We start from the raw sequence: 18,812 nt of genomic DNA, 5'->3' as shown, positions 1-18,812 counted from the left end.
CGGCATAGACATACCTCTCCCGCTGACGGCTCGTGACAGGAGCCACCACACATACGAATTTTGAAGTTGAAAAACGCCTCCGTTTGCAGCTGTTTCTGACGGCATGACAGCTTTTGACGACCTTTGGTGCTTTCTTTTAGGACCTGTGCAAAACAGCATCCAAACCGTCATAGATCAAAAACTATCTGCTTGCCGTTCTGTGTCAGCACTATGTAAGCAAATGAAAGCGCTCGACAACGGCAAGCGGCCCTTCGGAGGTCCATCAACGACCAAACTCAATAAGATCTAAGCAAATTAACAGGAGCCTGACCTAATGCAACCTTTCTCTACAGTTTGCACCATTTCACTCAACCTCACCTCCAAACCAATACGCTTGGTTAAAGTTCGGCCCTCAGATCGATACATCTACGATTACAAATGTGATCGTACAGATCGGCCTGTGAGCACTTAGAGCAAGTACCCGTATAATTTGCACTGAGTTCAGAGAGATGTCCTCATCCATAGGGCGAGCGCATTACTCTACTTGGAAAGAAACACTAAGCGTAAGATCAACAGTGATTTATTAATACATAGCCTCGTAGAGCATTACATCTACAGGCTTGTCGTCCTTAATCTTTATACTACCTTCAGCGAGGAGCCAGCCGTCGGGGCGTTGGAGTTGGGCTATAATCCGGAGTGTGGGTGAGGTCTGGATGCTGGCGGGGCGTGTGACGGAAAAGACAATGGCTGCTGATTTGCCCGTGCTGTTGAGATGGGTTTTGGAAGTGAGTTCGCGCTTACTGTCCTTGATGGCAGTATCTTCGATGTAGATCTTGATTTGGCCTTTGGGGATCTCTGCATCACCTGCGAATGTGAGCGTACCGCGGATATCTGACGCTTGAGCTTCTGTGGTCTTAGAGACGGCGCCGGTTCCGGCGACCAGTAGACCGGCTGTCAACAAAGCCGCACTACGATTGATCAGAGGCTTCATTCTTTTCCCCTTTGGATTACGCCATCAAAACGGTTTAGAGGCATAAGTAGCTATGAAGATAGCAGGAGGGGAGCATGAAAGCCCCCCTCCTGTAAGTTATCAGACGATAACGAAGTCATCTGCAGAAAGTGACAAACCAGTCTGCATCTGTGCAAACTGAATTGCACCAATGTCTCCTGAGCCATCTGCATCATACAACAAAGCGCCGCTGTCGCTGTCGTAGATGATGCGGTCAGCAGCATCCTGACTAACACCTGCAGCACTCATGTGGAATGCAGTCAGATCAAGGGCGCCAGTGCCTCCCAGTTCAGCAAAGATGCCATTGTCGAGAAGGATCAGATCCTCGCCAACACTGAAGTCTTTGATCTTGTCGACATTGTCGTTGCCAAGCTCTGTTGAGAAACGGAAGGAATCTTCACCTGCGCCACCAACCAGAATGTCTGCACCTAGGCCGCCGTCAAGGAAGTCACTTCCTTTTCCGCCGTAGAGCTTATCGTTGCCAGCTTCACCCGGCTGAATTGGCTCAGGCGGGAACTCAACTGATACGTTGAGTTTGTAGGTAGAGCCCTCAGGCACTGCTTCTGACCAACCATTACCTGGAGCATCTGGTGACCATGCCCCCTCCAGAATGTAATAGGTACCGGTTTCTTCAACAATGAAGACTATGCTTGAATCACGGTTGCTTGTAGAGCCGGGATCTCCGCCACCATCATCGTTCTGTTCGACAATATTACCATCAGCATCGAGCAGTCTGACCCAGCTGTCATGGACGTTTGGATCTGCAATGCCATCGATATCGACTGTAATGGTCGTACCTGCAGCAAGCTCGATACCATAGTATCCACCCTGGCCATTTCCGGTCGCATTAACTGTTGTATGAAGAACAGTTGTGGAGTCGAAGATGTCAGGATCTTCAGTCAGAGAGAAGTTATTGGAGATATCGAATGCAGTTGCGATTGAGTTATTCGTCGCATCCGGACCAAGCGTCGCGTACCCTGTACCCATGCCTGGGCGTGGGATAGGCTCACCTTGATCAGCGAAGTCACCGAAGAGGACATCGTCGCCTTTGCCACCACGGAGAACATCGTTGCCACCCTGACCAGTCAAGGTATTTGTAGCGTTATCACCCTTCATGCGGTCATTGTGTCCAGAACCAGAGAGGTTCTCGATCGAGATGTAAGTGTCACCTTCTGACTTACCGCGTCCCAGATTGAGATTGACACCGCTGGTTGCGTCAGAATAGTCCGCAGTATCACTGCCGCGACCACCGTTCAGGACGTCAGCGCCCTCGCCACCGGTCAGAATGTCGTTGCCTGAACCGCCAGAGAGTTCGTTTGTCTGGTCATTGCCAATGAGGTGATCATCGAAGAAAGACCCGACAACGTTTTCAACGTCGACGATAATATCATGCCTGATGACCGTGCCTCGTCCTACAATCTGGACTGGACCATCTGCGTCACCACCGCGTGCTGTGCCGTTGGCAAGGTCAACCGTTACTCCTTCAGAACTTCCAGAGTAAACAACCGTGTCAATGCCTTCGCCACCGTCAAGATAATCCTGACCGGAACCGCCGATGAGCGTATCATTGCCTTCATCACCGTACAGCAGGTCACCATCATTACCGCCGTCGAGGATGTCATCGCCGCCGCCGCCGTTGAAGACGTCGCCGCCGCCGCGACCCCAGAAATGGTTGTTGTCGTCTGTACCGATGAAGCGGTCAATACGGTCATCAGAGCCGATCAGGTTCTCGATGCTATAGAACGTGTCACCTGATGCAGTACCACCGCTGGCAACATTGGTTTCAAGATTGACAAGCAGCTGGAACGGGCTTTCATGGCTGTAATCGACTGTGTCAATGCCATCTCCACCGCGGAAGATGTCAACACCATCCTGACCCATCAGTGTGTCGTCGCCGTCGCCGCCATCGAGGATGTCGTCACCAGCACCACCAAAGATGGTATCGTTGCCGCGACCACCATAAAGCACATCATTTCCGTCATCGCTTTCGGTCTGATCTTCAAGATCTTCGACTGCGATGGTGTTGTTGATATCACGGCTCGCCAAAGAGTCACGACCACCAATGATGAGATCATCACCATCCAGACCAAAGATAGTGTCGCCACCAGCTCCACCCTCAAGGGTGTTATTGTCTTCATCACCAAAGATGAGGCTGGTCAGAGAATCTCCGGAATCGCTTGAAGTGTCGTCGTCACCGGTATCTACAGGTTGGGTCGGTGTGCCACCCACGTAGATGATGTTCTCGACGTTCTCAACCTCACCAAGATCCAGATCGCTGTTCAGCACAATGATCGTATCGTTTCCGCCATCGGCTTCTTCACGTACGATATCATCAGCGGAGTCGACGAAGTAGACATCGTCCCCTTTGCCACCAGCCATTTTGTCAGCGCCGCCGCGACCGTCCAGAACGTTGTCGCCATCGTTACCGATCAGGATGTCATCGTAGTTACTGCCGATGCCATTCTCAATGTAGTATTCGGTTTGATCTGCATTGTGGCCGGCAAAGATAGACACATTGTTGCTGTGTCCATTAACACTGGAGAACTGTCCGGCACGCAGGTCAAGGATCGTGCCTGCGGTTGATCCGGAGAAGTCAATAGTGTCAACACCACCTGTATCATGGATCACGAACCCAATGTCGTGCTGCATGCCTGAGGACGTCAACTCATAACCGTATTCAGTGCTGTTAAAGCCGTAGGTGTTATCACCTGTATTGAGATCAATTGTTTGGTAGGTCCGTTCACCGTTTTCATCAATTTCTGAGAAAAAGCGACGGATCGTAGCTTCAATATCTGCCATCAACGGCGTTGAAGCGGACCAACGTGTTGTTTCGCCAACATCGATGCCATCGAAATATGACATGACACTGTATTGCTGACGATCATAAATCCAGGTTGCATTGTTCAGGTAGTTGATCTGAACGCCGCCAGGGCCGCTGTAGTTGTAGAGGCCAGGATGGTTCAGGCCGAACTCATGGCCGAATTCATGAATGAAGCTGTCAAACACGTAACCGCCAATATCAGTCTTGTTCGGCTCTGTGTCGTGGAAACGCTGACCGATGCTGACTTTTCGGTTGTTCGAGAAAGCGCTGCCATCACTCGGCTCGCCCAACTCAGGGCTTACGATTTCCATCCAATGCACATCTGCATCATATGGGGCATCATCAACGATCACGAATTCAAAAGGCGTAACTGCTGACCACATCTTCAGTGCGCCAATAGCGGCAGCTTTGTACTCAGGATGGTCATTGAGGTCAGTAACATTGATCACCAGCGGTTCTGCTGCGATCTCAGGTGAAAGACTGCGAGGAAGCGCACCAACGTAATCCAGATAAGCTTCGTAGTCGTCACTTTTACCAAACGGATTGTCCGGTGTTTGGTCATTAACCCACCACTGATCGTTGGGTTGGTTTTGATTTGGCATCTTTGTCTCTCCCGTTATACAAAGTTTGGGTGTTTAATGCTGCTTGGTTTTATGGTGCGGCCAATTAAAGCCCGACATCGCATGCACGAATGCATTCAATGGCATTGAAGAATGACTGAAGGGATAGATTGGCTAAGAGGCTATGAAAGCTACTACTTGAGACGTTTTTTGCTTGAAGGTTGCCTTAGATCTTGCAGCAATGAATGCCTCAGAATGAACTCGACAAGAGCTGATTAGACTGTCCGATTTTGAAGAAACCAGACGGAGTAAAAGCGTGGGCTTCAATCTGCAAGCAAGAGCAATACTGGCTGCATAAATGCTGCGGCTAAGAGGTTCCCAGAAGTTTTCTGTGCTGTCGGTTCCTCCCAAGAACCGGCTAGCGATGCAGCCAATTGCAACCCGCGAAGAACGTGTGTGCTTATCGATACCTTCGGCAAGAAATTCCTCATAGTAATCAAACATTTCGACAGCCCCAAGTTCAGGTGAAGTGCCGTCCCCTCAAGAGCTGGCACAATCAGAATTCTTTTGGTTCTTCAATGCTTTGTGTAGATTTAACCTAAGCACACTGCATGCAGTGCTAGAATTCTTTTTTAAATGGGGTTTAAAGTCAACGCCGTTAAAGATGATAATTTTTAAGTTACCAAACGTAATTCTAAAATATTTAATCAATAATACGATAAATTACTTTATCGCTATTTCTTGCGACTCGATTTAATCATTGCCAATCTGAGGTTGTGTAATAAATTCAATATAACCAGTTTGCGGTTTATCAATGATCTTGAGGAAATTTCACTTTCAGGACATTAGTGACCCTTGCAGCACATTTTATTGTTCGCCTCAACTATCCTACTTTGATGCTGATTGTTAAAATTAAAACAGAGGTGGATCAGTGTCAGGTAGCGCCTAAGCGAGTACAGTGCGCAGTTAGTCGCTGCGGGCCAACCTCACAAATGGTGCAAGGCTATGAGTTGTCCCTGGTGTTGGGTGACTGTGATTTTCATCGAGTAGAGCGTTTGGAGGGCGTTTGTTTCCAGAACATCTTGTGGGGTGCCGTGGATGGCGAGGGTGCCGTCTTTTAGGGCGATGATTTCGTTGGCGTAGGCTCCGGCGTAGTTGATGTCGTGGAGGACGATGACAAAGGAGCGTTTGCCTGTATCGGCTATTTCGCGCAGACGCTTCATGAGGCTGCGGGCGTAATACATATCGAGATTGTTAAGCGGCTCATCCAGTAGGAGGTATTTCGTCTCCTGACAAAATGCCATGGCGACCAGTGCTCGTTGTTTTTGGCCGCCGGATACCTCATCAATGAACCTACCGGACATATCTTGCAGATCAAAGTAATCCAGCGCTTCCTCTACCGCCTTATGATCTTTGGCTGTCGGGCGACCTTTGTGGTGTGGGTAACGGCCAAAACCAACAAGGTCCCGCAGAGACATGCGGCTGCTGAGTGCGTTGTCTTGCCTTAAAATCGCGAGGGTCTTCGCGAGTTCTCTGGTCGGTGTTTGAGACACTGAGTGGCCATCAAACATGATTGAGCCGGTCTGTAGTGGCTGTAAGCGTGCCATGAGCGATAAAAGCGTGGACTTCCCTGCCCCGTTGGGTCCAATCAAGGCTGTGATCCCGCTCTCTTTTATGGATAGAGAGATGTTCTGGAGGATCTTACTCTTCCCGTAATTATGAGAAACACCATTAATTTCAATCATCTCATTTTTCCTCGAAAGAGAAGCAGCAGGAAGAGAAGGCCGCCGAAGAATTCTACGGTAACGCTCAAGGTGGACTGGCTTTTCAAAATGCGTTCAAAGACTGTCTGGCCGCTGACGAGAATAAGAGCGGCAATTAGCATTGAGGCTGGAAGCAAAATAGCGTGGCGGTGAGTGTTCATGATGAAATGTGCAAGGCTCGTCACCAGCAGGCCAAAGAAGGCGACAGGGCCGACCAGAGCCGTTGAGACAGAAACAAGTGTGGCAACGAGCACCAGAACGACAAAACTTAACCGTTCATAGCTCACACCTAAATTGATTGCATTGCTGCGTCCCAGTGCAATGACGTCGAGCGTGTATCTGAGCCGCCAAATGATAAGGCAACATGCTGAGACGAGAAGGATGCTGAGGCCCAGCAGGTCTTTGTCAACGCTGGAGAACTGGGCGAAGCTTGCACCTTGTAAAATGGCAAAATCATTCGGATCTATGATCCTTTGCAGGAAACCTGTCAGACTTCGAAACAACACTCCAAATATAATACCCACCAGAACCATTCGGTGAAGGTCTTGCCTACCTTTTCCCATCACTGTTGAGAAGAGCAATACCGCTGCGAGCAGCATAACGCCGACTTCAGCTAGAAACTTGATTTGTCCGTCAAGGGCCACGTAGGTGAACCCGCCGAGCGTGAACACCAGCAGAGTTTGAACAAGCAGATACAAGGCGTCAAAGCCCATGATAGAGGGCGTTAAGATGCGGTTTCCGCTGATGGTCTGGAACAGTAATGTTGCAACAGAAATTGAGACTGATACCAACAAAAGTGCAAGTAGTTTTGTTCCACGGAAGACCAGCAGGAAACTCCAACTTCCTTTGGCACCAAGGGTCATGAAAGCGATGCAAGCAAGTGCCAGCAAAACGCTCAGGATTATGAGCTTTTTAGCGTGCATGAGCCGGTCTCGCATACAACAGATAGAGGAATACGAAAGACCCTATAACACCCAGCACTGTGCCTACTGGTATCTCATAGGGGAAATGAACCAGACGCCCGATAAGGTCGCACACAAGCACTAAAAGCGCGCCGAGGACGGCAACCCACGGCAAACTGGCACGCAGGTTATCGCCCATCAGACGACGGGCGATATTTGGTACAACCAGTCCGACAAACGGGATCATGCCCACTGTTACAACAACCAAGGAGGTTGAGAGTGCCAGAATGAACAGGCCGACGATCACCACTTGCTTGTAATTAAGACCCAGATTGATGCTGGCGTCTTTGCCCATGCCGATGATGGTGAACTGATCGGCAACAACATAAGTGAGGATTGCCAGCACGCCGCAGAGCCACAAGAGCTCATAGCGGCCGCGTAAGATGCCGGAGAACTCTCCGCTCATCCACGTCCCCTGAAACTGTAGCATTTCTGTCTGAAAAGCGATGAAGATGGTCAAAGCTTCAACGATACCACTGAAAATCAAACCAACGAGTGGCACAAGCAAAGGAGATGTTACCGGCAATCTGGAGATCATCGCAAGAAAGACTGCCATGCCGATCATCGCTGTTACGGAAGCAACAATCATCTTCACGATCAGCGGGCTGCCCGGATAAAGCAAAGTGACGAGCAAAATGCCCAGTGCTGCGCTTTGGGCTGTGCCGACGCTGGAGGGCTCGACAAAGCTGTTTCGGGCGAGCATTTGCATCACAGCTCCTGAAACAGCAAGGGATGCGCCTGTCAGGATAACCGCTAATGTGCGTGGTATTCGACTGATGAAAAAGAGGTCAATGTTCTGAGGGCTTTGCCACCAGTCAGAGATGGAGATCTCTTTGACACCAACAAATAAACTGAAGCAGGAAAGTGCGAACAGAGCGACGATAGCAACGCCGATGTTTTTCATGGGACACCAAGGAAATGGCTAGAGCTGAGCAACATGTGCCCAGCTCTTGGCGAGAACGATTATTTATTGAAGGCTTCGATCAGCTGTTTGAAGATGCGCGTGGTTGCCTGATAACCACCTTGCGCAATGTAGGTTGCGGCTGGATCAAGGTAGATCACTTGCCCTTTCTTCCATGCTGTTGTGCTGGCCACGAGTTCATTATCCAGAACCTGACGCGCGTTTTCAGCATCACTGCCGATTGCGGTTGCACGGTCCATCACCAACAGCCAGTCTGGGTTAGCCTTTTGAATGTACTCGAAAGACACTGCTTCACCATGAGAAGCGACTGCAACCTCAGCCATTGCTGGTTCAATTTCTAACTCGTCATGGAACCATCCAAACCGGGAACCCGGGCCGAATACAGAGACCTTGGGGCCATTGGTAAGAACAAACAGAGCCTTACCTTTGCCTTTAACCGCTGCCTTCACTTGCTCCAGCAAGTTATTGTAATTGCGGGAAAGTTCGGCAGCTTCATCTTGCTTGTTGAAGATCTTGCCGTAGGCTTCCAGGTGCGCAAGCAGTGTCACTGAAACTTCAGAGGAACTTGGAGTCATGTCGATGGTTGGGGCAAGCTCAGACAGCGGTTTTGTTTGCTTACTGGAGCGGCCTCCAACGATAATCAGCTGAGGTTCAAGCGCATTGATTGCTTCAAAGTCTGGCTCAAAGAGAGTTCCGATGACATCTGCCTCAGACTGAACACCATCAAGATAGTCGACATACATTTTGTTGACGACGCCTGCCGGCTGGACACCCAAAGCGTTGAGGTTGTCGACTGCTCCGATATCAAACACGACCAGATTTTTTGGTTCAACAACGACGCTGGCTTTGCCATTTGCGGTGTTGATTTCGACCTGTTCTGAAAGGGCTGGAGAAGCTGCCAGAGCGAGGCAAGCGAAAGCGGCAACTGATCTCGTTATGCGATGAAACATTTCTAACTCCGTTGGATAGATGTCTCATGGCTTGGCGTCAGAGCCTGGCTGTTGAGCTTTGTTTCTATCTAAAATCAAAAAATGAGGATGTCCAATAATACCTGAGATTTACACTCAGATATTTATGCAGTTGCATCTAAACGGGTTCCGGATGCGTCATGGAACGTCCTTCCCAATCAGGTGAATAAGACCATCACTGAGGATGGTTTGCCACGAGAATAAGTCATGTCCCGCAGCGTAGGTTTCCAGCTTCACCTGATAATTTTTAGCAATCAGAGCATCTCTAAGATGTTGGTTGGAATAAAGTATCCCTTGTCCTCGACCGGCTGCACTTTTCTCAAAGAGACCAGCACTGAGAAAAAAACGGACATCTTGGCGAGGGGCGTTTGCAACAAGGCTTGCGACGTAATTCTCGTTATTATTCTCTGAGTACCAATAGGATCCAGACATGGAGAGTACGTTTCCAAAGTGCTGTGGGTAGCGCAGAGCGATGGTGCTTGATGCAAGTCCACCAAAACTGGAACCTGCCAAGATGGTTCTTTCTGGAGCTATGGATGTGCCAAGTTCCGCCTGCGCAAATGGCAGTAGTGTCTTGGAGATAAAGGCAGCGAACTGAGCGTTGTTGGGGAGCTCAACGGTTCGTGTTTTAGAATCTATGTGAGATATGAGAATGGCAGCTATTGGCGGAATTACGCTGTCTGCGACCATGTTATCCAAAATATCTGGAACTGAGACACGGCCATTATAGTGTTCTGAATCAAACATGATGAGCAGCGGAGCGGTTGCTTTAGATGCTTCATAGCCTTCGGAACGGTATAGCCAGATATCGCGTTTGTTCCCAAGGTCTTTACTCTCAATTTCATACTGCTTGATCTGGCTTTTTGCGACTACCTGATCACCAAGGAAGCGGGGAGATGCTGCTTCTGGTAGCAGAACTGTTGAGTGCTGATTGTAGGGATCGATTGCATCAGCAGGCCAAGGATGTTTGTTGAGCGGATCTGCTGCCAGAGTTGCCAGAATTGCTCTGCGGCGCTCCACCCATGTGCCTGAAATCACGGGCACATCAATAGCCAGTTGATAGGAAAGACGAGTGGTGTTTGGAATGATGAATGACTTGAACCAGACATCACTGCCTGTAAGTCGCTCAAGTTCCTCATGATTGCTTGTTGGGGCACCAAGAAGACGGACGCCGGTTTTGGCACCTCTTGCTAGGAATGTCAGGATGCTTTCGCCATTCCCGTTGTCTTCGATCAACGGTGTGCCTTTCTGCTCGACCTCTGTCCAGAAGGTATCGGTTGAACTGCCTGCTCCTAGTTGATCTGCAAGGCGAGAAAGACGCGGGCTAAGGTATTTGATCTGTTGGGATTCCTGGTGTTCAATACTAACTTGTTTGATGACCGAGAGTGTGAAGTTTCCAGTTTCTATCGCCGATACCTTGAGGCTTATTGGAGCACCACCAGCGACCAACAGGAATGGTGCACGTCCGGTGTTGGCAGAGACAAACCTGCGGATATGAGCGCCGGTCAAACGGTCAATACTGTCCAGATTGAAGCGGCCCGAGTCCACTTGCCAACCAAGTTGGACGTAGTCCCCTGGTTTCGCTTGCAGTTCAAAGGTCTCCTCGTGACCTTGTTGAAGAAAACGTACTTCAGCCGGGGTGTCCGCTTTTGAAAGTTCGAGTGTGAACCCCGACGATAAACTTTGAGACATCATAAAAACGATCAACCCAATTAGAGTTTTCCTGAGTAAAAACATAGCGATACATCTATACGTATTGAAGGTGGGCGTGAGCCCACCTCCCTACTCTTTCATCATTGGATTATCAGAAACGAGTGGTGCCTGAGATGAAATAACGGCGACCATCGACGTTGAATTCATCCCAATCCGTTTTTAGGATCTGATTGTCTGCAATGTTCAACACGCCAGCGCGCAACGTGAAGTTCTCATTGACGTCATAGCGACCTGTGAAGTCTGCTGTGATGTAACCGTCTACTTTGCGGGCAAAGGCCATGTCTCCGTTGGCGGGAACAGAGGTGTATTGCTCGCCTACGTAGTTGGCAGACAACGCGAAACTGAGTTTTTCACTGAAACTATAATCTAGTTTAACGTTTGCGGTATGCTCTGGCTGGAAGGCAAGCGGTGCATCGTTGGCGCTTGTGTTTTTTGCGTCCAGATAGGTGTAGTTGGCAGAGACAGTCAGCTCATCTGTTGGACGCAGGGTCAGGTTGGCTTCTATCCCCATTGTGCGAGCTTCTTCAATGTTTTCAAACTTAAAGATCGGTTTGCCATCTGCAGTGAGACCAACATAGTTGGAATAGGTCTGAGCAACAGCAACATCAGCTGTTCTGGCGGGTGGAAACTGGATCATGTCTTTGATCGTATTATGGAAACCGGTTAGCCCTGCACTCCATTTTGCTTCGTCATATTTGAAGCCAACCTCAAAACTACTGCCCAGTTCCGGGTTCAAATCTTCAGCGCCTTCTAAGAAACAATCCCCTCCGCATGAGACCTGTTTCCAGTTGGGGGACAGTTGCAGCAAGGTTGGGGCTTTGAAGGATGAGGACCAGCCGCCTTTGAATGTCAGGGCTTGTGTGAGGTGATAAACGCCGTAAACGCGGGGGCTGGCGTTCCAGCCGAATTTTTCGTGTTTGTCCAGGCGCCCTCCAAGTGTGACCTCAAAATCCTCAGTGATTTCAAGGCGGTCCTCAATGAAGGCTGCGGCTTGCCAGAGGGAGCTGTCTGAACCACCCTCGCCTACAAGCACATACTTGTCTTCGAGGGATTGATGTTGGTAAGTCGCGCCGACGGTGATGAAGTTCGGGACCAGAAGATCTGCGTCAAAGCTGACTTTGCCATCGCCATTGAAGTTATAGGCTGTGTTCGGCATGTCATCGCCAGCGGCGTTTCCGTGGCCGTAGGAGTTGTCGATACGGTCACCAAAGACACGCAACTCAGTCTCGCCAAACTCGTAGGAGCCGTGATGAGTTATGCCCGCTGAGTATCTGTCCAATGTTGTCTTATCGTGTGTGCGCTTGCTGTAACCTGCGTTGAAATCAACGGAATTTTCTTGGTTCACATCCCAGGTTACAGTCGTATCAACGTGCTTGTTATCACTCTTGGCAAAGCCTGCATTGGCGCGCCCGCTTGCGCTGTCGGGGTTCAGAGTGCTTGAATCTTTGCGGCGAAAATCCCAGCTGCCGTAGGTTCGCATGAAGAGTTTGTCTTTGAGGATCGGACCTGAAAGATTGAAACCCGTCCGGCCATAATCACCGGATTTGCGGTTTTCCTGAAGGGTATATTCGTTGGTAAGTGAGCCGTGCCACTCTTCGGTTTCCTTCTTGGTGATGATGTTGACAACACCGCCGATTGCATCTGAACCGTAGAGTGAGGACATCGGACCGCGAACGATTTCAATACGTTCGACGGCTTCGAGTGGAACCCAGCCGGAATCGTAGTCGTTTCCGCGGAAGGCGTTTGGAGCGGAGGTGACGCGTTTTCCGTCTATCAGGAACAACGTGTAATTCTCGTTCAGACCGCGGATCTGCACCTTGTTGAGATTGCCAGCTCTGTTGAAAGTGAGGCCTTCTACACTTTCCAGAAGGGAACGAACGTCTCGAGCGCCCTGATTTTCCAAGTCTTCTGCGGTGATAATGGAGATACTTGCAGGCGCGTTCTTGTAGGTCACTTCATAAGCTGAGGCTGTGACGACCACTTCATCCAGCAGTTTATTCTCCTGTGCGGACGCCATTGAAGCGCAAGTCAGCGCGGTTGAAACCAATAAGAGGTTTAGTGCGTTCATTTGCGTTTTTTGCGTAAAACGGGCGTTCTTAAGTGCTCTATCAACGTCGCGGCTAGACATCGAGACATTCTCCAATCGTATCCGCGCGACAGCACAGCGCCATGAGCGCTCGCATTACGTAGCGAGCACTTTGGGCACCTCTTTACCGAGATGTTCGTGAGCTGGAAGGTCGCGCTGGACTTACTTCATTTATACGAAGTTTTAAACTTGACTTCAAAACTCATAATATATTTATGAGGGGGTGTTCGTCGATTGGAAATGCATTGGCGTGTGCGCCAAAAACATATTCATTCGCGCCAGTGAAAAGTCAGGGGGCACTTTCCGTGCAGATTGAGCAGCAGATCCGAGTCAAAGTCCTGGATGAGACTATGGGCCACCATGACCATGACGGTCTGGTGGAGCTCTCACCTATTTTCCAGATTTTCATTTATCTGGAAGGTCAGCAGCAGTTTTACATTGATGATGTTTATTTTGATCTGGATGCCGGGGATCGCGAAGCACCCAAGCCTCAGGCTCTGCTGTTCAACCTGCGAAAACCTGCCAATTTGCGCCTGAAGCCGAGTGAGGCCGGGCACTCGCTGCGCAAGGTTGGCATTGCAGCTCAACCGGACTGGTACGGTGCAATTGGGTTTCAGGCCTCTGCTCTTTCTGCGGAAGTGCGGAGTTTTATGAATGGCCACCTGAATTACTTCATCTGGCAGCCGGATGAGCGCATGGTGGACTGTGCTGCGCGGATTTTGGCTATGACCAATGACGGAACTGATGAAATCGGTGGCCTTCAACGTCAAGCTGAGGCGTTTGGCCTGATGTCTCAGAGCTGTGCGCATTTGCAAGGGGCAGTCCAGGCCGAGAAGCGGGAAGCGGACAGTCAGTTACGGATCAAAGGATTGAAGGTGCGGGAATTTCTGCTGGAGCATCTGGAGGAAGACCTTTCCATCGAGCGGATCTCTAAAGAAACAGGCCTTAGCAAACGCAGCATTCAGCGCCACTTTAAGGAAAAGTACAATCTGACTGTCTCTGATTTCATTCGTAAACAGCGTTTGGAGAAGGCGCGGCAAGCCATCAACAAAGGCGGCATTACTGTTTCTGAAGCTGCCTATATGGCGGGATATAACAGCCCGTCCAGCTTTAGCAATGCCTTTAAGCGGATCTATGGATCAGCGCCCAAGACCTGGCGAACATAGGGCCTGAGCTCGCAAAATGGTTATTTGTGAAACTGCTAATCACTTGCAATTGCTAAGATAATTCTTCTCAAATTGACTTTAGTCAAAGCGAATAGTTTGTAGCTCTTCAAATCTGTCTCCACAAAATTACTGATTGGAGAATCCGATGAAGCTCAACACCAAAGTCGCAGAAGCTCTTAACCAGCAAATCAATGCTGAGCTGAGTGCCTCTTACGTTTATCTCGCTGTGGCTGCCTACTTTGATTCCATTGAGCTGCCAGGTTTTGCAAAGTGGTTCCGTCTTCATTCAAAAGAAGAGACTGACCATGCGATGCGCATTTATGACTTCATCGTGAAACGGGACTCCCGCGTTACTCTGGAAGGCATATCTGCTCCTACTGTTGAATTTGATTCAGCACAGGAAGCTATTGAGCTGGCCATGAAGATGGAAGTGAAGGTCACGTCGCAAATCCATGCTCTGTTTGATCTCGCCCATGATGAAAAGGAATATGGGACGCAGAACATGCTGCACTGGTTCCTGGAAGAGCAGATTGAAGAAGAAGATCTGTTCCGCCGTGTTCTGGACCAAGTGAAAGCTGCTGGTGATGACCGTTGGCACCTGCTGACGCTTGATGATCAGATGGGCCAGCGCCAAGCTTAAACTTCTTTTTATTGTAAGCCCCCGCTATGCTTTTAGCGGGGGCTTTTTTTGTTTTGCGCCCGGTGATTTTTGAACACTTCCTGTCAAATTCAGCAGATACACACAGATCATATTTTGATAAAAATTACATAACGCATTGCATTTTATGGTGATTTCAATTCATTGATCGTGTCGCACACGTTTATGTATATAGATGCACTTGCATCTATAATTACGCTCCCATATACCCTCGCGCATAAACATGAGTAATTATCTCATATTTGATTCGCCGTAGGTAATACGGCCAATATGTGGGTGGGGATCCTAATGAAGAAACTTCGGTGGCGCTTGCTTGTTTCCGTTTATGTTTTAAACGGAGCTTATTTTTCTACCGGGGCTGCGGCGCAGGATAGTGTGGACGCCAGCGAGGAGCTGGACCCTGTTGTTGTTTATAGTTTCAACAATGACCGCTTTGCAGTGGCTGCTGACAGAAACACCTCAATCTACGTTTCAACTCAAGCGATTGAAGCCGCTGAGATGGGTGATCTTCGCGATGTGTTTGCTGAAGATGCTTCAGTAACGGTTGGCGGCGGTATCCCAATTGCCCAGAAGATCTTCGTCAATGGTGTGGATGCTCTCAACCTGAACATGACTATTGAAGGCGCGATGCAGAACAACCGTGCGTTCCACCATGTGACGGCCAATGCCATTGATCCAGCACTGTTACGTGCGGTGCGTGTAGATGCGGGTGTTGCTGCAGCTGATTCTGGCCCCAATGCTCTGGGTGGTTCGATCGCCTTTCAGCTGATTGATGCACTGGACCTGCTGGAAGATGGCGAGACCATGGGCGGCAAAGCCACGTTGAGCTTCGATACAAACGGCAACACGTTCTCTCAAGCTCTGACTGGCTTTGCGGAGCACAACGGCTTTGATATTCTGGCCTTTGCTAAAAACGCCAAGGGGCAGGACTACACCTCTGGCGGCGACTGGGAAATCCCGGGAACCGGAGCAAACTTGCAGACCGGCCTACTCAAAGCCGGCTACTCCTCAGAGAGCGGACACCGGTTTGAGATTTCCGGTATGATGCTGAAGGATAAGGAAGAGCGTCCTTATCGTGCTAACTTTGGTGCTTTCAAAGGCACTTCACCGACCCGTATTTACGATACGATGCGTAAGAGCTTCTCGTTCCGTTATGAGCATTTGGAACCTACGGACCTTTATGATCCAGAGATCGTGCTTGGCTTCAGTGAGAGTAACATTGATGTGCCTGTGCCACATGGAAGCAACGGAACTTCCAATACCTTGAACGGCAAAGTCGCAAACACTTTCCGGTTAACTGAGGATATTGGCTTCACTACCGGATTTGATTTTTACAGGAAGACCGCCAACTACGATGACCCATCCTCTGATTTGGAAGAGGTTGCTCATAACTTTGGCGGTTTTGGACAGGTACGTTGGACACCATCGTCAGCATTGAAACTGTCAGCGGGCTTACGTCTTGACCATCAGCGTTTTGAAGGTCTTGGAGATTTCGATACTTCTGTCACTGGTCTGAGTGGCAACAGCTCGGCATCCTATGAGGTCTTGGACGGACTGAAGCTTAAAGCAGGTTATGCTACTGTTTTTGGTGGGATCGCCCTTGTAGACAACTATACCTTCAGCTCCTCATGGGATTACTCTGGTATCAAGCCATCACGCTCTCACAATGTGACTGCTGGGCTGGAGTTTGAACGTTCCGGCTTTTTGCTCTCAGGTGAAGTCTTCAGAACTGACATTAGCGATGCGCGCTCGAGCGACGCTAATGTCGATGTTCTTACCGAAGGCTTCACCTTGGCTGTGGGCTATAAGTGGGCCTCAGGTTCGGCAAAAATCACCTATTCCAACACGCGTGTCGAAGTCGATGGTAATGCAGCTGACTCCTATGTTGCTCAGGACTTTGCTGCCCCACTGGGACAAGTCATAGCTTTCAATGTTTCCCATGAATTGGAAGACTACGGTCTGATAATCGGCGGAGATGTGCAAGGAGCATTTGACTATAGCACCGGATCCGGAGATTCAGATCGAACACTGGAAGGTTATGCGGTTGTCGGGTTGTTTGCGGAATATGAACCAGAGCAAATTGATGGTTTGAAACTTCGTGTTGAAGCGGACAACATTTTTGATGAGGGCTTCTCAGACCGGGGAACCTATGGGGGCGATTACAACGTTATTGGCACTCTGAAGGAACCGGGGCGTTCCTTTAGCCTTACGGCGAACTACAGATTTTAAGAGATGTTGGGGTCGCTGTTCAGCGGCCCTTTTTATTCGTAGAGTTTGGTCAGCAGCTTGAAAAGCTCAAACGCCTCTTTCTTATTGAGGCGTGCTCCGACTTCCTGCTGGATGATCTTGAAGTAATGCGGCCAGATTTCTTCGTGGGCATGGGCGGCCTGAGGCGTCAGGAAAATCAACTGCGCGCGTCCGTCCTCTTTATCCGGGCGACGCTCAATCAGCCCCTTCTTTTCCATACGGGCGATGTGCCGTGACATGCTGAACTGTGCCATGTGCAGGTGCTCTTGCAAATCAGCGGCCTTTGCCCCCTGCTCTCCGGCACGCTCAATCTCCAGCAGAATTTCGTACCAGACCGGATTATCGATGCCATGTGTTCGCAAACTGCGTTCAAAGCGTGGGTAAAGATAGCGGTGGGCGCGCATCAGGTGGAACCAGACACGGCTTGCAAGCTTGTCTTCAGCCTCCGTTTCAATCTCATCGTATGTCTTCATCAATGCAAAGTCCTAATCAGCAATCTGAAAGACCTAGCATACTGACAACACTTGCGCCGCCCGCTCTGGCAGATACTGACAGAAAGATTTGCGAGGGGCTCTCTTTGTCTACAATACGCGAGAGTGGATTTGCTCGGCGACCGTATCGATGCGGCTTTGGTTTTGTCCGCCAATGACGAGGTAACGATAGCCGTTCCCGGTCCAGTCAGCTGAGGCCATGCCTTTGAGGCTGGTGGATTGCATGGAGGTTCCGGCGGCATCGGTGTCTTTGAGGATGCAGAACGCAACCGGAGCTCCGTTGGGGTCAGCAAAGACGATCTGGATGAGTGGTGCGCCTTCGTGGCCCAGAACCTGCGTTCGCAGTAGTTTCAATCCGTCCAGATCATTGAGGTCTGAAAGGTTCAATTGCTGCCCTACGGCGGCTGAAGCTGCAACAAGTTCCTGTTTCAACTCGTGCTCAGACCTGTCCAGAGATGCAATTGTCTTTTTGACGTAAAGTGCCTGATAGCTTGCGACTTCCTGACGCCAGTCTGGAGTGTCATCTGCCCAGTACATGAGGCTTGTTCCCATGGCCAACCCGACCATAAGCGTTGCTGCGCGAGCACCCCATGTGCGGACAAAGGATGGAGAGGGTGCATGATCGTTTGCAGCTGTTGGCTGTGCGAAGATCTTGTGTTCCAGCTCTTTCAGGTGATCTGCTTCAGGGATCTCTGCAAAGCCTTGTTGAACGACGGGGAGCAGGCCCTCAAGTGCCAGCAGGCGTTGTTCCAGAATTGGATCGTTCTCCAGATCCGCTTCTATTTGCCGGGCGGTTTCAGGGTCTAAAGAGCCAGCTAGATAAGACCGTAGGTGTTCGTCGGTGTATGTCATGCCAGCTCTCCTTTCTTCATCTGACTAGCTTGTTCCTGTTGTAAAGGAGCAAGCGTTTTACGGGCTGCAGATAAGCGACTCATAACCGTTCCAATAGGAATACCTAAAATTGCGGCTGCTTCGCGATAGGTGAATTGCTCTACGAAGACAAGTTCCACCACTGATCGCTGACCTTCTGGCAGTCGCATCACCTGTTTAAACACTTCAGCTGCGAAAATATTCGTTTCAGGGGATGGAGACGGATCAATCAGGCTGGATTCAATGGCGGTGTCGAGCTGGCCGGTTTTTCTCAGGTGTTGGCTGCGCATTTCGTTCAGCCAGATGGACCGGCAAATTGTCATGGTCCAGGCGGCAAAGTTTGAGCCTGTCTGAAACTGGCTTTCACGTTCCAATGCCCGCAGACATGTGGCCTGCACCAAATCGTCGGCCAGATCCTTCTGCCCTGCAAGCGAAAGTGCAAAGCGCCAGAGGCGGGGCATGAGGGTGATTAGGTCACTTTGAAAACGTTTCTGATATTTTTTTCCAAAATACATCGAATAAAAGCCAGCTGTCGTGTGTTTCTCAATTGATAGCAACCAAAAATCGTCAATCACATCAAATCACGAAGGCGACATA

At 49.8% G+C, this 18,812-nt stretch carries 14 protein-coding genes; 3 read left to right on the top strand and 11 right to left on the bottom strand.

Annotated elements, in window-relative coordinates:
* Positions 1–562: 562 nt before the first annotated feature.
* The 8 genes from PsAD26_RS15395 to PsAD26_RS15355 all read right to left on the bottom strand — a co-directional run bounded on the left by PsAD26_RS15395 (position 563) and on the right by PsAD26_RS15355 (position 12,825).
* Positions 563–970 carry a hypothetical protein gene (locus tag PsAD26_RS15395; protein ID WP_153041509.1) on the bottom strand — a complete coding sequence of 136 codons (408 nt, stop codon included), beginning with the start codon at positions 968–970 and terminating at the stop codon, positions 563–565.
* A gap of 99 nt (positions 971–1,069) precedes the next feature.
* Positions 1,070–4,411 carry a M10 family metallopeptidase C-terminal domain-containing protein gene (locus PsAD26_RS15390; protein WP_063311156.1) on the bottom strand — a complete coding sequence of 1,114 codons (3,342 nt, stop codon included), beginning with the start codon at positions 4,409–4,411 and terminating at the stop codon, positions 1,070–1,072.
* A gap of 944 nt (positions 4,412–5,355) precedes the next feature.
* Entirely contained in the window at positions 5,356–6,114 is a 759-nt protein-coding gene (locus PsAD26_RS15380) for an ATP-binding cassette domain-containing protein (RefSeq protein WP_063311154.1), read from the bottom strand.
* On the bottom strand, positions 6,111–7,070 hold the full coding sequence (locus PsAD26_RS15375; protein ID WP_063311153.1) for an iron chelate uptake ABC transporter family permease subunit: 960 nt from the start codon (positions 7,068–7,070) through the stop codon (positions 6,111–6,113). Before PsAD26_RS15375 ends, PsAD26_RS15380 begins: the two co-directional genes overlap by 4 nt.
* Positions 7,045–7,998 (bottom strand): iron chelate uptake ABC transporter family permease subunit, encoded by a 954-nt coding sequence (locus PsAD26_RS15370; RefSeq protein WP_063311152.1) that lies wholly within the window; start codon positions 7,996–7,998, stop codon positions 7,045–7,047. Before PsAD26_RS15370 ends, PsAD26_RS15375 begins: the two co-directional genes overlap by 26 nt.
* Positions 7,999–8,057: 59 nt before the next feature.
* Complete coding sequence (locus PsAD26_RS15365; RefSeq protein WP_063311151.1) at positions 8,058–8,966, bottom strand: siderophore ABC transporter substrate-binding protein; 909 nt, start codon at positions 8,964–8,966, stop codon at positions 8,058–8,060.
* 156 nt (positions 8,967–9,122) lie between these two features.
* Positions 9,123–10,679, bottom strand: coding sequence for an alpha/beta hydrolase-fold protein (locus PsAD26_RS15360; RefSeq protein ID WP_208985715.1), 1,557 nt, complete (start codon positions 10,677–10,679; stop codon positions 9,123–9,125).
* A 109-nt stretch (positions 10,680–10,788) separates the two neighbouring features.
* On the bottom strand, positions 10,789–12,825 hold the full coding sequence (locus tag PsAD26_RS15355) for a TonB-dependent receptor (protein ID WP_063311149.1): 2,037 nt from the start codon (positions 12,823–12,825) through the stop codon (positions 10,789–10,791).
* A 263-nt stretch (positions 12,826–13,088) separates the two neighbouring features.
* Between PsAD26_RS15355 and PsAD26_RS15350 the strand changes: the two genes are divergently transcribed.
* The 3 genes from PsAD26_RS15350 (at position 13,089) to PsAD26_RS15340 (ending at position 16,836) form a co-directional block, all read left to right on the top strand.
* Complete coding sequence (locus PsAD26_RS15350; RefSeq protein ID WP_208985714.1) at positions 13,089–13,949, top strand: AraC family transcriptional regulator; 861 nt, start codon at positions 13,089–13,091, stop codon at positions 13,947–13,949.
* 145 nt (positions 13,950–14,094) lie between these two features.
* Positions 14,095–14,589, top strand: coding sequence for a ferritin (locus tag PsAD26_RS15345; protein WP_057465144.1), 495 nt, complete (start codon positions 14,095–14,097; stop codon positions 14,587–14,589).
* A 306-nt stretch (positions 14,590–14,895) separates the two neighbouring features.
* Positions 14,896–16,836 carry a TonB-dependent receptor gene (locus PsAD26_RS15340; protein WP_063311148.1) on the top strand — a complete coding sequence of 647 codons (1,941 nt, stop codon included), beginning with the start codon at positions 14,896–14,898 and terminating at the stop codon, positions 16,834–16,836.
* Positions 16,837–16,868: 32 nt separating this feature from the next.
* Here PsAD26_RS15340 and PsAD26_RS15335 read toward each other — a convergent pair whose 3' ends face one another.
* The 3 genes from PsAD26_RS15335 to PsAD26_RS15325 form a co-directional block, all read right to left on the bottom strand.
* Positions 16,869–17,327 (bottom strand): MarR family transcriptional regulator, encoded by a 459-nt coding sequence (locus tag PsAD26_RS15335; RefSeq protein WP_063311147.1) that lies wholly within the window; start codon positions 17,325–17,327, stop codon positions 16,869–16,871.
* A gap of 108 nt (positions 17,328–17,435) precedes the next feature.
* A complete protein-coding gene (locus tag PsAD26_RS15330) occupies positions 17,436–18,197 on the bottom strand; it encodes a hypothetical protein (protein WP_063311146.1) in 762 nt (253 codons plus the stop codon).
* Positions 18,194–18,790, bottom strand: coding sequence for an RNA polymerase sigma factor (locus PsAD26_RS15325; RefSeq protein WP_244278241.1), 597 nt, complete (start codon positions 18,788–18,790; stop codon positions 18,194–18,196). Before PsAD26_RS15325 ends, PsAD26_RS15330 begins: the two co-directional genes overlap by 4 nt.
* Positions 18,791–18,812: the final 22 nt, after the last annotated feature.

The sequence above is a fragment of the Pseudovibrio sp. Ad26 genome, assembly GCF_001623285.1.
In the GTDB taxonomy this organism is placed as follows: Bacteria; Pseudomonadota; Alphaproteobacteria; order Rhizobiales; family Stappiaceae; genus Pseudovibrio; species Pseudovibrio ascidiaceicola.
The sequence above is the reverse complement of the archived record's forward strand: the minus strand, read 5'-3'. Positions and strand labels throughout refer to the sequence as shown.